The 14,646-nt window shown below is 66.7% G+C and carries 8 protein-coding genes; 4 read left to right on the forward strand and 4 right to left on the reverse strand.

Going from position 1 to position 14,646, the window contains the following annotated elements; all coding sequences use genetic code 11:
- The first annotated feature begins 48 nt into the window (after positions 1-48).
- The 4 genes from glmU (at position 49) to CI785_RS07230 (ending at position 8,149) form a co-directional block, all read left to right on the forward strand.
- On the forward strand, positions 49-1,566 hold the full coding sequence (gene glmU / locus CI785_RS07215) for a bifunctional UDP-N-acetylglucosamine diphosphorylase/glucosamine-1-phosphate N-acetyltransferase GlmU (protein ID WP_105031402.1): 1,518 nt from the start codon (positions 49-51) through the stop codon (positions 1,564-1,566).
- Positions 1,563-2,543, forward strand: coding sequence for a ribose-phosphate diphosphokinase (locus tag CI785_RS07220; RefSeq protein WP_105031403.1), 981 nt, complete (start codon positions 1,563-1,565; stop codon positions 2,541-2,543). Before glmU ends, CI785_RS07220 begins: the two co-directional genes overlap by 4 nt.
- A gap of 276 nt (positions 2,544-2,819) precedes the next feature.
- On the forward strand, positions 2,820-5,441 hold the full coding sequence (locus CI785_RS07225) for a LuxR family transcriptional regulator (RefSeq protein WP_105031404.1): 2,622 nt from the start codon (positions 2,820-2,822) through the stop codon (positions 5,439-5,441).
- Positions 5,438-8,149 carry a LuxR C-terminal-related transcriptional regulator gene (locus CI785_RS07230; protein ID WP_170068222.1) on the forward strand — a complete coding sequence of 904 codons (2,712 nt, stop codon included), beginning with the start codon at positions 5,438-5,440 and terminating at the stop codon, positions 8,147-8,149. The genes CI785_RS07225 and CI785_RS07230 overlap by 4 nt, the downstream gene beginning before the upstream one ends.
- A 368-nt stretch (positions 8,150-8,517) precedes the next feature.
- Here CI785_RS07230 and CI785_RS07235 read toward each other — a convergent pair whose 3' ends face one another.
- From CI785_RS07235 to CI785_RS07250, 4 genes are all read right to left on the reverse strand, one after another.
- Positions 8,518-9,171, reverse strand: coding sequence for an LPXTG cell wall anchor domain-containing protein (locus CI785_RS07235; RefSeq protein WP_105031406.1), 654 nt, complete (start codon positions 9,169-9,171; stop codon positions 8,518-8,520).
- Between the two features lie 279 nt (positions 9,172-9,450).
- Positions 9,451-11,250: a DUF4012 domain-containing protein gene (locus tag CI785_RS07240; protein ID WP_240615059.1), complete on the reverse strand. Its 1,800-nt coding sequence runs from the start codon at positions 11,248-11,250 to the stop codon at positions 9,451-9,453.
- Between the two features lie 135 nt (positions 11,251-11,385).
- Positions 11,386-12,831, reverse strand: coding sequence for a sugar transferase (locus tag CI785_RS07245; protein ID WP_338064882.1), 1,446 nt, complete (start codon positions 12,829-12,831; stop codon positions 11,386-11,388).
- Between the two features lie 46 nt (positions 12,832-12,877).
- The gene (locus tag CI785_RS07250; RefSeq protein ID WP_105031408.1) at positions 12,878-14,338 is read right to left on the reverse strand and encodes a tyrosine-protein kinase domain-containing protein; all 1,461 of its coding nucleotides are present in this window, start codon (positions 14,336-14,338) and stop codon (positions 12,878-12,880) included.
- Positions 14,339-14,646 lie beyond the last annotated feature (308 nt).

Consider the following 14,646-nt stretch of genomic DNA (forward strand, 5'->3'; position numbering starts at 1 on the left):
GGTCAGGATCCCGGACCGCCGGTCGGCTAAAGCTAGGAGCGCTTCTTCATGAGCAACCACGACGGATCGATCGCCGCTGCACACCCGCAGGAAGCGCAGGCAGCGCCCGCCGCGGTGATCGTCCTCGCCGCGGGCGCGGGCACCCGGATGAAGTCCCGTACCCCCAAGATCCTGCACGCCATCGGTGGCCTGTCCATGGTCGGCCACGCGCTGCATGCCGCCCGCGGCGTGAACCCCCGCGAGCTCGCCGTCGTCGTCCGCCACGAGCGTGACCGCGTCGCCGAGCACGTGGCCGTCCTCGACGCGGACGCCGTCCTCGTGGATCAGGACGACGTCCCTGGCACCGGCCGCGCCGTGCAGGTGGCCCTCGAGGCACTCGACGCACGCGCTCAGGAGCAGCTGACCGGCACCATCGTGGTGACGTACGGCGACGTCCCCCTGCTGACGCCCGAGACCCTGACCGAACTCGTCGCGGTCCACCAGGGCGACGGCAACGCGGTCTCCGTCCTCACCGCCGTCCTGGACGACCCCACGGGCTACGGCCGCATCCAGCGGCATGACGACGGCACCGTGGTGGCGATCGTCGAGCACAAGGACGCCTCGCCCCAGCAGCATGCCATCCGGGAGGTCAACTCCGGCATCTACGCGTTCGACGCCGCCGTCCTGAGGGACGCCCTGACCCACGTGGACACCGCCAACGCCCAGGGCGAGATGTACCTCACGGACGTCGTCGCGATCGCCCGTGCAGGAGGAGGGCGTGTCGCCGCCGTCGTCCTCGCGGACCGCTGGCAGGTGGAGGGCGCCAACGACCGCGTGCAGCTGTCCGCGCTCGGCGCCGAACTGAACCGCCGCGTCGTGGAGGGGTGGATGCGCGCGGGCGTGACCGTCGTGGACCCGGCCACCACGTGGATCGACTCCACCGTGGTCCTCGAGGAGGACGTCACGCTGCTGCCCAACACGCAGCTGCACGGCGGCACCCGGATCGCGAGGGACGCCGTTGTCGGACCCGACACCACCCTCACGGACGTCGCGGTCGGCGAGGCCGCCCACGTGGTGCGCACGCACGGCAGTGGCTCCCGCATCGGCGCCGGTGCCAGCGTGGGCCCCTTCACCTACCTCCGCCCGGGTACCGTCCTGGGCGAGGAGGGCAAGATCGGCGCGTTCTACGAGACCAAGAACGTGACGATCGGCCGTGGCTCCAAGCTCTCCCACCTGGGCTACGCGGGCGACGCCGAGATCGGCGAGTACACCAACATCGGCTGCGGCAACATCACGGCCAACTACGACGGCGTCAACAAGCACCGCACCACCATCGGCTCGCACGTGCGCACCAGCTCCAACACCGTCTTCGTGGCCCCGGTGGCCGTGGGCGACGGCGCCTACACCGGTGCGGGCGCGATCGTCCGCCAGGACGTCCCCGCCGGTTCCCTCGCCCTGAGCGTGGCGCCCCAGCGGAACATCGACGGCTGGGTCGCGGAGAAACGACCGGATTCGGCGGCTGCAGCAGCTGCCACCCGCAGCACCACTCCTGAGAGCACAACCACAGAAGAGAGCACCCACGCATGAGCGAGATCACCGCACGCGGCGAGAAGAAACTCGTCCTCGCCTCCGGACGTGCCCACCCCGAACTGGCCGAGGAGATCGCGCAGTGGCTCGGCACCGAGCTCCTGCCTGTGTCCGCCTACGACTTCGCCAACGGTGAGATCTACGTGCGCTCGGGGGAGAGCGTGCGCGGGACGGACGTCTTCGTCATCCAGGCGCACCCTGCTCCGCTGAACAACTGGCTCATGGAGCAGCTGATCATGGTGGACTCCCTCAAGCGTGCCTCGGCCAAGCGCATCACCGTGGTCTCGCCGTTCTACCCGTACGCGCGCCAGGACAAGAAGGGCCGCGGCCGCGAGCCCATCTCCGCGCGCCTCGTGGCCGACCTCTACAAGACCGCCGGCGCCAACCGACTCATGTCCGTGGACCTGCACACCTCGCAGATCCAGGGCTTCTTCGACGGACCCGTGGACCATCTGATGGCCATCCCGCTCCTGGCGGACTACATCAGGTCACGGGTTGACGCCGACAACGTCACCGTGGTCTCCCCGGACACCGGGCGCGTGCGCGTCGCGGAGCAGTGGGCCGAGCGCCTCGGCGGCGCACCGCTGGCCTTCGTGCACAAGAGCCGCGACCTCACCGTACCCAACCAGGCGGTCTCCAAGCAGGTGGTGGGCCAGGTGGAGGGACGAACCTGCGTGCTCATCGACGATATGATCGACACCGGCGGAACGATCTCCGGCGCCGTGCAGGTGCTGAAGAACGCCGGCGCCAAGGACGTCATCATCGCGGCAACGCATGCGGTCTTCTCGGACCCGGCGGCCCGACGCCTCGCCGAATCGGGTGCCCGCGAGGTGGTGGTCACCAATACGCTGCCCATCCCGTCGGAGAAGCGTTTCCCGCAGCTGACGGTGCTATCCATCGCGCCACTGATCGCCCGCGCGATCCGCGAGGTGTTCGACGACGGCTCGGTCACCAGCCTGTTCGACGGCAACGCCTGACAGAGAACCGGCATGAGGGGTGAGTGATGCAGCACTCGCATGGCAGGTAATAATTGCGGGATTAGCAAGTATCCTTACCGGAACTACTCGGGTGTAGCGCGAGTAGGTGGCGTGGAACTCCAGTAAGTGCTACTCGTGTCGACAGTCGGCAGCCTTCCTAGGCTCATGGGGAACCACACATTCTCCGAACCCTGGAAGTAGTCCGATGGATCTGCACCTCCTTGGCATCACGATTACCTCGTCACTCCTCCCCGCCGAACGCACGGCGGTGCCACTATGAGCCGGCTGGCAGAGGCTCCGTTCTTCGTGGGCCGGGAGGACGTCGTCGCCGCGGTCGAGGAAGCCCTGCTCTCCGCCGGGTCGGTCGGCGCGGTGCTCGTGGGTGACGCCGGCGTCGGCAAGACCGCCATCATGCAGCAGGCGCTGACGTCCCATGCCGCGGAGCTGCTCGTCATCCGCATCCGTGGCTCCAAGGGGTCCGCCCACCAGGCGTTCCGCCCGGTGAACTTCCTGCTCTCGGAGCTCGAGGCGGACGTGATGGACCACCCCGTGATGGTGCTCCAGGCGGTCTCCGGCCTGCTGAACTTCCAGGCACGAGGCCGGCGTGTGGTCCTCGCCGTCGACAACATCGAGTACCTCGATCCGTCCTCGGCGGCCCTGATCACGCAGCTGGTCCTCAACGGCACGGCCAGCGTGCTGCTGACCTCGCAGGACTTCACGGCCGCGGACCCCATGTTCGCCTCGCTCTGGCGTGAGGGTTCCCTGAAGCGTTTCGACCTCTCGCCCTTCACCACCGCCGAGGCCCGGGCTTTCCTCGAGGCCGAACTCGAGGGACCGGTCAGCGTGGAATGCGTGCACCTGCTCCTGACGATGAGCGGGGGTAACGCACGCTTCCTGCAGGCCGCCACCCGGGCCCTGCGCGGTCGCCGGATCGTCAAGCAGGACGGCACCTGGGTGCTCCTGCACGGCACCACCCCTGTGCCGACCGAGATCGCCGAGGCTGCGCTCGCCCTCGTGGAGGGCCTGCCGAGCGCAGAGCGCGACGTCGCCCACACCCTGGCCCTCGCCGGTCGACTGCCCCTGGCGACCGCGCACGGCCTTGCGGGCAGCGCCGCCGTGGACAGCCTGCAGTCGGCGGGGCTCGTCGCCGTCCGGCACGGCATGCAGGAGTACGCGGAGCTCTCCAACGCGGTCCTGGCAGAGGGTGCCGCGGAGTCCCTCTCCGTGCAGCGCTCCCGCGAACTGTACGAGCGGCTGGCGGGGGACACCGCCCTGATGGGTGCCCTCGACCCCGAGCGGCACGCCCGCTGGCTGGTGCGGTGCCACGAGTCCGTCCCCACCGGGCTGTGCCTCGCCGCGGCGCGGTCGGCGCGCACTGCCGGCCGGTACTGCGACGCCGTCCTGTTCGCCGAGGTCCACGACCTGCACCGGTCCTCGGCCCCCGTCGCGGCTGAACGCATCTGGGCGCTCACGGACGCCGGCCGCTTCGAGGACGCGGCGAACGCCCTCTCACTCGCCATGCCGCTGCTGGAGAAGGCCGCACCGGCCGACGCCGTGCAACTCCTCCTGGCCGACGCCGTGCTGCGCAACATCCTCGGCCTCAACGGCGAGGAACCCCTCGACTGCGCCGAGGAGCTCGTCAGCACACTGGAGGATACCGGTGAGCGAACCGCACTCGAGGCGGAGATCGTGATGACACGGGCGGAACTGGCGTCGCTGAACGGCGAGTTCGAGCGTTCCAGGGACCTGGTGCTGTCCCTGCAGGAAGCGCCCTACCCGCCCGGCCTCGACCGGAAGATCCGCACCGACGTGCTCCTGTGCGAGGCGTGGGCCATGCTGGAGAGCCAGCTGGACGCCCTCCAGCTCGCCGACGACATCGCCGACCGGCTGCGCCACGGCACGGTGAGCCACCGCACGCGGGAGGTGGCCTACCTCCGCCTCGCCGTGGTCTACAGTGGCTCCGGCAGCTGGGCCAATGGCGCACGGCGCCTCGGGCTCGATGCCGGGGACAGCGAGGTGGCGCACCGCGGGTCCGCCGTGCAGCTCTCCCTGGGGCTCGTCCTCAGCCGGTACGGGCAGCCCGAGGACGCCCTGGGGCTCCTGACCCCGGCGTTCCGCCAGCTCAGGGTCAGCGATCCCCACCGTCTCCTGCCGGTCGCCGCCGCGGCGATCGCCTACTGCCACACCATGTCCCGGAACGTTCAGGACGCCATCCCCTTCCTCGTCCACGCGGAACCCGCCCCGGGCGTGCCCTGGACGGTGCGCCGGCTGGCGGCCCAGCTGCAGCTCACCAGCCTCGGACTGCGCGAGCCGAAGGCCACCGCTGCCCAGCAGCTGCAGGTCCTGGGGCAGAGGGACCGGGAGCGGGGAGCCTCGCTCTTCGAACTGTCGGCCTTCACGAGTTCGGTGCGCCTCGGCAACACCGGAGCGCTCGCAGAGCTTTCCGACGTCGCTGCCCGGGTGCAGGGACCGTTCGCCCGCCTCAGCGAGATGTTCGCCAAGGGCATCAGCCACCGCGACGCGGAGGTCCTGCTGCAGGCCATGGAACTGGCGGCGGCCAGTGGCGACCAGAACTTCGGTCGCGACGCCGCGCGGTCCGCCCTGAACGCGGCCCAGGCGCTGGGCAACAAGTCCACCGTGCGCGAGGTGCAGCAGAGGGCGCGGCAGGTCCTCGTCATCGAGACGGCCGGCGGCCCCATGTCGCAGCTGGACAGCCTCACGCCGCGCGAGAGCGAGATAGCGCAGCTGGCAGCAAGCGGCTACGCGAACCGGGAGATCGCCGAGATCATGTGCGTCTCCGTGCGGACCATCGAGGGCCATCTGTACCAGATCTACTCGAAACTGCACGTCTCCTCCCGGCTGCAGCTGGCCGAACTCCTACCCACTCCGCTGCAGTGATCCCCCGTGAGGAGGGACAGGTTCCCCTCGTAGGTGTCGAGCGGATCCTGGGTCCCATAGTCCACACCCTGACCCACCCCGACCTGCACGGAGCGCTCGTCGTCGGCGAGACCGGTGTGGGCAAGAGCGCGGTGGCCCGCCGCCTGGTGCCGATCATCGACGGCCACCAAAAACGGAGCTTCGTCATCCGCGCCACGGAGGGCCTGGCCGACGTCCCCTACGGGGCACTCGGCGCGTACCTCTCGCACGCCACGCCGCAGGCGCTCGGATCCTCCCTGTCCGTCCTTCGGATCCTCGTCGCCTACCTGCGGGAGGCGTCCCAGGGGCGCGACGCCGTGGTGGTGGTCGATGACGCCCAGTACCTCGACGACGACAGCAGCCACATCCTCACCCAGCTGGTGATCTCCCGCACCATCAAGGTGGTCCTCTTCTCCAACGGGATCGTCCCCCGCTCTGGCGAACTGTTCTCTCTCTACACCGATGGCTTCATCAGTCGCGTGGACATCACGGGCCTCACCGACGCCGACGTCGGCACGCTGAGCGAAGCGGTTCTGGGAGGGCCCATGACGCGGGGAGCGGAAGCCTACTTCGCGCGCCAGAGTGCCGGGAACCCGCTCATGCTGCGGGCACTGCTCAATCATTCCTTGACCACGGGGGAGATCATGAGGCGGGACGGCGTGTGGTGCCTCTCCGGTCGCTTCAGTCCGCCCGGTCCGCCGCTGATGGATCTTGCGAAGACACTGCTCCAGGGGCTCAGCGAGCAGGAACGCAACGCGTTCGAGGCCGTCGCTCTCAGTGGTGGTCTGAGTCCTGCACGGTTTGCCCGGGTCGAGGAGGACACCGTGGCCCAGCAGCTCCTGCGCCGCGGACTCCTGCGCCATCCGGGTGCACCCACCGGGCCCCTGCGCGTCACGCATCCCATGATGACGCGCATCATGCGGGCGCTGGTCCCGGCCGGTAGGAGTGCGGACCTGCGTCGCCAGGTCTTCGACGAGGACGTGGTGCTGCCCGCCCTGCAGGACGGGCGGATCGAGTACCTGAACTGGGCACTCGACGCCGGTGTGACGGTCCCGGCCACGGTCCTGCTGGACGCCGCCAGGATCGCCGCATACGTCTCGCGTCCGGAGTCAGCGCTGCGCTTCGCGGGTGCCGCGCGGCCCGAGACCGGTGACGCCGCTGCGACGGTCGAGGAAGCACGGGTACGGCTGGTCCTGGGTGAGTACGCGGTGGCCATCGCGATGCTCGACCAGGTGCTGTCAGGTTCTGCCGCGCAAGGGCCGCTGGTGGACGCCGCCAGTCTCAAGGCGCTCGCCTGCGTGCGACGCGGCGACGCCCCCGGCATCGTGCACTCCATCGCCGATGCCTGCGCGCAACGCCTGTATGCTGCTCCTTCAGAGCCGGACGACGGCAACCGGACGACGGCGGACAGCGCCGAGGCCGCACGGAAGGACCTGAGGCTCCTGCACGTGCTCGGCTGGGTCCTGGAGGGGCAGCTCTCCACAGGAGGCGGAGAATTGGACGCCCTCGATCGCTCGGTGTCCTTCGCGGATGTCGGGCCGGCCGCCCATGTGCCCGTGCTGGTGTCGATGTTCCGCGGCATCATCGAGGGAGCGTCCGGAGCCTGGGACTCCGCCCTCGCGGAGCTGCGATCCGCCCTCGACGAGGTGAACAGGTCCCAGGGGGACCTCGAGCACCTGCGGGCGCCCGTCGTCGCGCAGTATGCCGGCGCGCTCATCCACGCAGGCGACTTCTCCACGGCCACGCAGGTGCTGGACGAGTACCGCCGGGAACCCCTCGTGGACCTGAGCTACCTCAGCGGGGCCCTGCCCACACTGCAGGCGTTCGTGGAGGTACGGCGGGGCCGTTTCCGTTCAGCGCTGCGCATCCTCGAGCCTGCGCTCGCGGCGCTCCGGCAGACGGACACCGAGATGCTGCTGCCCTACGCGCTCGGCGTCGCCGCCTGGGCGGCGTACTCGGTGGGGGAGAAGGACGCCGCGCGCGGCTTCGAGCAGGAGTTCAGCGCGGTGGCGACGACCGGCAGCCGCGCGCATCTGGTCCTCGGCCGTGCCTTCCTCGCTGCCGCGACCTCCGACGGCGCCGAGTCGGGCCGTGATCTGAACGCGCTCCGCGACGTCGCCGATACCGCCGAGTCCGCTCCTTTCCCCGCGTGCGAGAAGGATGTCCTGGAGTTGTTGGTGGAACTCGGGGACACGGCGAGCGCCTGGCGGCTTGCCGAGCTCGCGGACACTTTCGAGGGCGCGGAGGCGCAGGTGGTCTCGCAGTACGCGCATGCGCTGACGGCGGCGGACCCGGATGCGTTGCTCACGGCCGCGGACCATGCCGAGGCGCTCCAGAAGATACCGCTCGCTGCGGATGCCTCGGCCAGGGCAATGCGCCTGTACGCCGAGAAGGGGGATGTGAGGGCCAGGCGCGTGGCCCTGCGCGCCATGCGCCGGCGGCAGTCGCTCCTCGAGGGGATGCCGGTGCACGAGGAGGGCGACCTCCGCAGTGCCCACGAGCTGACGTCGCGTGAACGCGAGATCGCGAAGCTCGCGGCAGAGGGGGCCACCAACAGGGCGATCGCCCGGACCCTCGTTCTGTCCACGAGGACGGTCGAGGGGCATCTCTACCGGATCTACGGGAAGCTGGGCATCACCACGCGGGAGGAATTGGCCGCCGAATTCGCCGGGGACCAGGAGCAGCACTGACGATCGGGCGGGCGGCAGGTAGTCGGGGGTGGGGAGCAAGTACTCCGATGCGGGTACACACGTAGACGGGGGTGAAAAGCAAGTTCCCTGTACTGGTGGTGGTCCCATCAGGATTCCGTAATGTTGCTCGTGTTGGTGCAAGGCCGCACCAGCAGAAGGGCTTGTGCCCTCACCCGAATGGAAGCGGGTCCCGGAGTCGGGGCCAGCGGCATAGGAGTCTTCTTGAGACCGAGATTCCGTCCCCAGCTGCCGCTGGCCCCTTTCTCCGGATTCAGGGCAACCTGACCGAAGTTTGATGAGGTAGTACGACGCCGGGCCGGAGCAATTGCTTCGGCCCGGCGTCGTAGTACCCGAAACTACGAGGGGTGTTACGCCTCGACGGAGCGGCGGCGTGCAACAACGATGCTGCCGGCACCCAGGCCGAGTGCGCCGATGCCCGCTGCGCCCCAGAGGACCATGGCGGAATCGATACCGGTGTTGGCGAGGCCGCCCTTGGTCGCGGTGGTGCCCGTGGTGGTTCCGCCGGAGGTGCCCGTGGTGCCGCCCGTCGTACCGCCGGTGGTTCCCGTGCTGGTCGCGTAGTCGGAGTCGACGACGACGGTCTGCGAGATGGGAGCAGGGGAGCCGTCCACGGCCGCCGCGGTCAGCGTGTAAACGCCCTCCTCGGCGAGCGTGACGGTGGTGGAGAAGTTGCCAGCCCCATCGGCGTGCTTGATCTCGTCGAGGATGATCTGGTTGAGCACAATGAGGCCGCCGCGGGCGGAGGCCGCTCCGCCGGCGCCGAAGCCGGCCGCTGACGGAGTGGCGTCGGTGCGGTCCACCGTGAAGCGAATCGCCTCGTTGGGCTCGAAAAGGCCACCGGGAATGCTGAAGGTGACAGACTCGCCAGGAGCAATAGTTCCGTCGCTGACGGTGGCGGTCTGGTTCGCCGGGTAGTCGGTCAGGGGAGCGGCCTGCGCCGCGCCTGCTCCCAGGAGGGTGATGGATCCGGCGATGGCCAGGATAGAGGCGGTCTTGCGCATGGTGGCTCCCCAAAAGAAAGAAAAATGAGACGAGTAAAAAATCAGGCGAAGCGCTCGGGCGATCGTTCCCCAACTGCCCTGAGTCAACTTCCCACACCCTATAGCAATAACGCGCCCTACTCGAATCTTGCGTATTTACTACGTATGCAGGAAGTACCTCTACTCAGAAGGTAGCAACAAGAAGCAAGTAGCGGAAGACGTCAGAGGTCAAACCGGGCGATGTAACCCACTGTTAACCTGAGCCGCACAGGAGCGACCTGCAGAGACCTTTATGGTGGCTCAGCCGCAGGACTGCGAACCCTCGGTCGGTAGGAGCACCTCGGACGGATCCTGCACCGTAGGCGTCACGTCGAGCACGGGCTCTGTCTCCTGCACCACCTTCGAGAAGTCCATCTCGAGGGTCACGGTCTCGCCCGGACCGAGCTCGCTGGTGAGAACGCCTACCGGTCGGTTGCCGTGCGCGAAGGACCCGATGGGCACATCGACGCCGTTGATTCGTGCCTGCTGCAGGAAGGACTGGGAGGGCCCATAACTGACGGTGCTGGTCTTCACGCGTCCCGGGTCAACACCGAAGGCACCGCCGCCGGTCACGTACTCGGGGAGACTCGTGGCGGCATCCATCGGCGCCGTATTGGTCAGCGTCACCTTGACTGTGACCTGTGAGTATCCGTTTCCCGGGCAGCTCTTGACGAGCTGGACGGTACGCCGCACGTAGTAGTCCATCTTGGCGCCCGTGCCGTCGTTGAAGTACACACCGAAGGACGCCCCGCCGGCGGTAGGTCCGAGAGCCGCGCCGGCGAGCCCGGTTTGGGTCAGGAGGTCCTGTTCCTCAAACGAGGCAGACCACAGGTACAGACGTCCCTGCCCGGCACTGGTCACGAGCGCATCGATGAGCCGCTGACTGTCGCCCTGGGATGTGGTCAGCGCTTCGAACACCCGGGCGGCTACCGCTGCGAAGTAGGCATCCTGCAGGACCGGTCGTTCGATCTGCGCGTAGACGTCCGAGAGGAGCGTCGGCACCACATTCGTGGAGTCCAGCGCGGGGGGCAGCTGTGTGTCGGCCAGAAGGGCGTCCATGGCCGGATCGCCAAATCGCCCGAGCTCCACGGGGCCTGTGGCCCCGAGGATATTGGCCAGCACTACGGGATCAAGGGCTATCACTCCGTCAATGACGGCGCCCGGGTGGCGGTCCTGCCACATCCGCTGCGCTGTGGACGCCGCGGTGGGGAAGTCGGGCGTGAGGTTGGCGCTCTGCATGAACGTGGAGATGCGGGACGAGTAGATCTGTTCCTGGGCGGGGTCCACCTCGAGTGGCGGGTTAAACCTCCCCAGTTCGGTAGCACTGCCCTGGTCGGTCAGGGAAATCCGTCCGTCATCAACGGTGAGCACGGCCAGCGCTCCAGGGATGCCGCCCGTCGCCCTGATTTCGGCGCTGTTCTGCACCAGAACCAGGTAGTTCCGGGAACCGCCGGCCCCCAGCATGGAGGGAAGAAGTTGCCCGGCGCGCGAGGCGTCATTGATAGGCCCGCGCACTTCACCGAGTGCAGCGACGGCGTCCTGCAACGGACGGGCGATCTGCGGCAGTAGCTCCTCCTGATCGATCTCCTCAAGGCGGCCGTAGGAAAGGTCCACCGTCTTGGCTGCTGCTGCCAGGGTAGGAGCGATATCTGCGAGGGGAGCGGTATCGATACGCCCGTCAACGGGCGTGAGTGCATCCCAGTCCAGAGCGGCGAACTTGTCGACCATAGGAGCGACCGCGCGATTCACCAGGTCATCGGCGGACACCGTCACTTCGGACACTGCGCTGAAGTTCTGCCCGATGAACGGCACGAGGGAGGCGGCTTTCCAGAGCGGATCGGTGCCGGCGGCACGAGCAGCAGCTGTATGCCCCTCAAGATCCGCCGTCACCGCGCTGGTCCGGTCGACGTCGCGCTCGACGACCGCCGCCTCAAGCTCCGGCAGGAGGGACATGCTGCTTTCCAGATTGCTCCGGATCTGCTGCGCACGGTAGGCCAGCCAACCACCAACGACCGCCAGGACGACGAGCACGACGGCGGCGATCACCAGCAGTGTGCGCATCCACCTGCCGCGTTCGCCCTTCTGCGTGCGTGAAGCGCCCGCGGTAGGCCAAGGATGCTCGGTTTCGGGGGGGGCAGAGCTCGGCGACAATCGGTCAGTCATTCGGAAGGTCCTTCGGGCAGTAGGCGAGAGACGTTAGTAGGCGCCGTGGCGACTGACAACGGCCTTGAATGTACGCAGCAGGATGGTCAGGTCACCGAGAAACGACCAGTTCTCCACGTAATAGAGGTCGAGCCGAACGGTTTCATCCCAGGACAACAACGACCGGCCGCTGACTTGCCACAGCCCCGTCATACCGGGACGGACCAGCAGTCGGCGGTGCGCGCGGATGTCGTAGCGCTCAACTTCGGCGGCCAAGGGTGGTCGGGGGCCTACCAGAGACATCGACCCTCCTAGAACGTTGAACAGCTGAGGCAACTCGTCGAGGCTGAACTTGCGCAGCACGCGGCCCACCCTGGTGATGCGGGGGTCGTTCTTGAGCTTGAACAGGACCTCGTTGCCTTCGTGATTTTCCCGGAGCTGCTCCAGCTTCGCCTCTGCGTCCACCACCATGGATCGGAACTTGTACATCTCGAAACGCTCGCCGGCTGTACCAACCCGCTCCTGCCGGAACAGAACGGGCCCTGGCGAGTCCAACCGCACGAGCAGGGCGAGCGCGGCCAAGAGGGGAGACACAGCGATGATTAGCATGGCGGCACCGAAAAGGTCGGTGGTGCGCTTGACGAAGCGCTGCCCATTCTCAAGGTTTGGCGTCGAGACGTGAATCAGAGGGAGACCGGCAACCGGCTGAGTATGAATGCGCGGCCCGGCAACGTCCGTTAGGGCAGGCGCCATGATGAGACGGATGTTCAGGTCGGCAAGCGCCCAGCCGAGGGCCCTTATCGTTTCCGGCGGTAACTGCATGCTGCTCGAGAGAGCTACGGCGTCCGGATTAAATCCTTTGATGTCGGCGACGATGTCATCGGCCTCGACAGCCCTCCCGACCACTGGCAAATCCAAAAGGTCTGCAGTGCTTGCGCCGGATTCGACTCCGGGGAGGTAAGCCCCTACTGGGATGTAGCCTGCCATCGGTTGCGCACGCAAGGATTCGGCAAGATGCCGCACTCCGCTCGAGCTGCCGATCACCAGCACGCGGAGCGAGCTGCGACCATGCTCGCGTTCTATGTGGAGAAAACGACGCACTATCGCGCGGGACGAGAGGAGCATGATGAGACCGGCCGGAAGGGCCACGCCGACGTATCCACGAGCGGTGTCGAGCTGTAGCGCGTAGCTGACGATCGCTACGACCCCGAACAGGATGAGGGAGGCGCTGACCACCCGCTTGTACTCCTCCGTGCCGTGCCCCAACACGGTTGCCTCGCGGCTACCGCGCAGGGACAGCATGGCCCACCAGCCGGCAGCGAGGAGAAGAGAAAGGACCACGTAGGGTTGTTCACTCGCGCTCAGCCGTTCTGCTTTGGGAACCCCGAATCGGACGATCAACGCACCGACCGTCGCCCAGAGAACAACAGCGGCGTCGACGACGGCTAGCCGCCTCCCGTAACGCGAAGTCCACGCGATATTCTCTTTGATTTCTGACACCAGCTCCCCATGCTCTGTGGCAGGCCGCACAGCGGCGACGTGCTGACTATTTGTTGTTAGTCGGAACTCCAAGGATCCGCTCATCGAAGTCAGAGGGAGGAGTCTCGGTGGATCGCCGGGAAACTGGCTGTGCGTCGTTCATCGTGGCCGCGCTTACCGAATCGTACGAATAGTAGCTGTAGGCGTAAGCATCAGGTCCCTTGCTCGGCAGGAGATTGATGACGATTCCAAGCAGGTCCGCGTCCACCAGCTCGAGGTTCCCGAGGGCTTTCTGTAGGTCGGGCAGCCTCACCTTGGAGGAACCGACAACGACCACTACGCCGCCAACCTGCTGGGCGAGCACGGAGGCATCGGTGACGGGCAGCAGGGGAGGGGCATCAATGATGACCGCGTCGAACTTCTGCTCGAGCCGAGTGATCAGCTGCTTCATGGCGTCAGATCCCAGCAGCTCACTCGGGTTGGGCGGTATTTGCCCGGCCGTCAGGATGTACAGTTCGTCAGCTCCCCATGGCTGCAGTAGGTCTTCGATATCGGCCCGACCGATCAGGGCCGTGGTGAGACCAGCGTTGCGCTCAAGCCCGAGGTACTCATCCACACGCGGCCGTCGTAGGTCGGCGTCAACGAGGACGACTGACTGCCCGCCTTGAGCGATCGCGATTGCAAGATTGGTTGCGGTGGTGCTTTTGCCTTCGCCGGGGAGTGATGAGGTCACGAGAACTGCTCTGGATTTGTGGCTCACATGCGCAAACTGCAAATTCGTGCGGATTTGCCGGAAGGACTCGGCGCGAGGGCTTTGCGTTGGAGCTTGGGTCAAAAGCGGTTTCTTCTGCGCATCAGAGTCGAAGGAAACTCCGCCCAGGATAGGCGCATTTGTGGCAACCCGAACGTCTGATTCCCCACGTACCTTGTTATCGACGACATGCCGGAGAAACGCCGTGGTTCCGCCTAGAAGTAGCCCAATCAGGAGGCCCAACGCAAGATTGAGAGGAGTATTCGGTGCCGACGGCGATGAAGGTGCCGCCGCAGGCGTTATTACCGAGAGCTTCACCGGCGATGGCCCGCCGTTTGTGGGCCGCTCAAGCTCATCGACGGCCCTGATCGTGCTGTCGGCAACACCTTGAGCGATTGATGCGGCGAGTACTGGCGAATCGCTCGATGCAGAGATGGACAAGATCACCGTATTCAGATCCGCTGAGGCCTCGACGTCCGCCGCAAGCTCGGCCCCCGTTAACGGGAGACCAAGTGTGTCGATCACTGGTTGAAGGACGGATGGCGTCGTGACCGTGTCGACATACGACTGGACGCGGGACTGAGTAAAGGTGTTGCCCTGCTGAAGCTCCTGTACAGAACCCGAGTTTTGTGTAGCAACAAATAACTGCGTTTGAGCCGTATAGGTAGGACTGATCGCGAGTGAGATTCCCCCCCCGACCAACAGGCCGATGAGAGCACATACAAGCACGTGCAGCCAACTGCGGCGAAGCACTCGCATGTAGTCGTTGAAATTCAAATTGAGACCTCTCTAGCCGAAACCGGTCAACGCCAGCTTGCAGGGCGCATCTGCATCCTATAGCGAGCGCGCCTCGGTCAGCCCTTCGACGCGGCGCGCCGGCCTTAAAGACACCGACACAAGGATTCGCCCTTTGATGGGGAGCGCGTCTAGACAGAGCTCCAACTACCTCGACTCACCGAGTGCGGCCGACTATAGCCGGCGCCCTGCACGGGTTTGGAGCGATGACTCAATCCACTTGGAGCAACAGCCGCCGTCACTTGGACATCGACCGAGGTCACATTCGAACCCGCTTCTGACGGGATCAG

The organism is Arthrobacter ruber (assembly GCF_002954225.1).
In the GTDB taxonomy this organism is placed as follows: domain Bacteria; phylum Actinomycetota; class Actinomycetes; order Actinomycetales; family Micrococcaceae; genus Arthrobacter_D; species Arthrobacter_D ruber.

What these genes read in the sequence shown, in the direction of transcription:
- glmU (WP_105031402.1), top strand. Translation starts at nt 49, where the DNA reads ATGAGCAACCACGACGGATCGATCGCCGCTGCACACCCGCAGGAAGCG.
- CI785_RS07220 (WP_105031403.1), top strand. Translation starts at nt 1,563, where the DNA reads ATGAGCGAGATCACCGCACGCGGCGAGAAGAAACTCGTCCTCGCCTCC.
- CI785_RS07225 (WP_105031404.1), top strand. Translation starts at nt 2,820, where the DNA reads ATGAGCCGGCTGGCAGAGGCTCCGTTCTTCGTGGGCCGGGAGGACGTC.
- CI785_RS07235 (WP_105031406.1), bottom strand. Translation starts at nt 9,171, where the DNA reads ATGCGCAAGACCGCCTCTATCCTGGCCATCGCCGGATCCATCACCCTC.
- CI785_RS07240 (WP_240615059.1), bottom strand. Translation starts at nt 11,250, where the DNA reads ATGCGCACACTGCTGGTGATCGCCGCCGTCGTGCTCGTCGTCCTGGCG.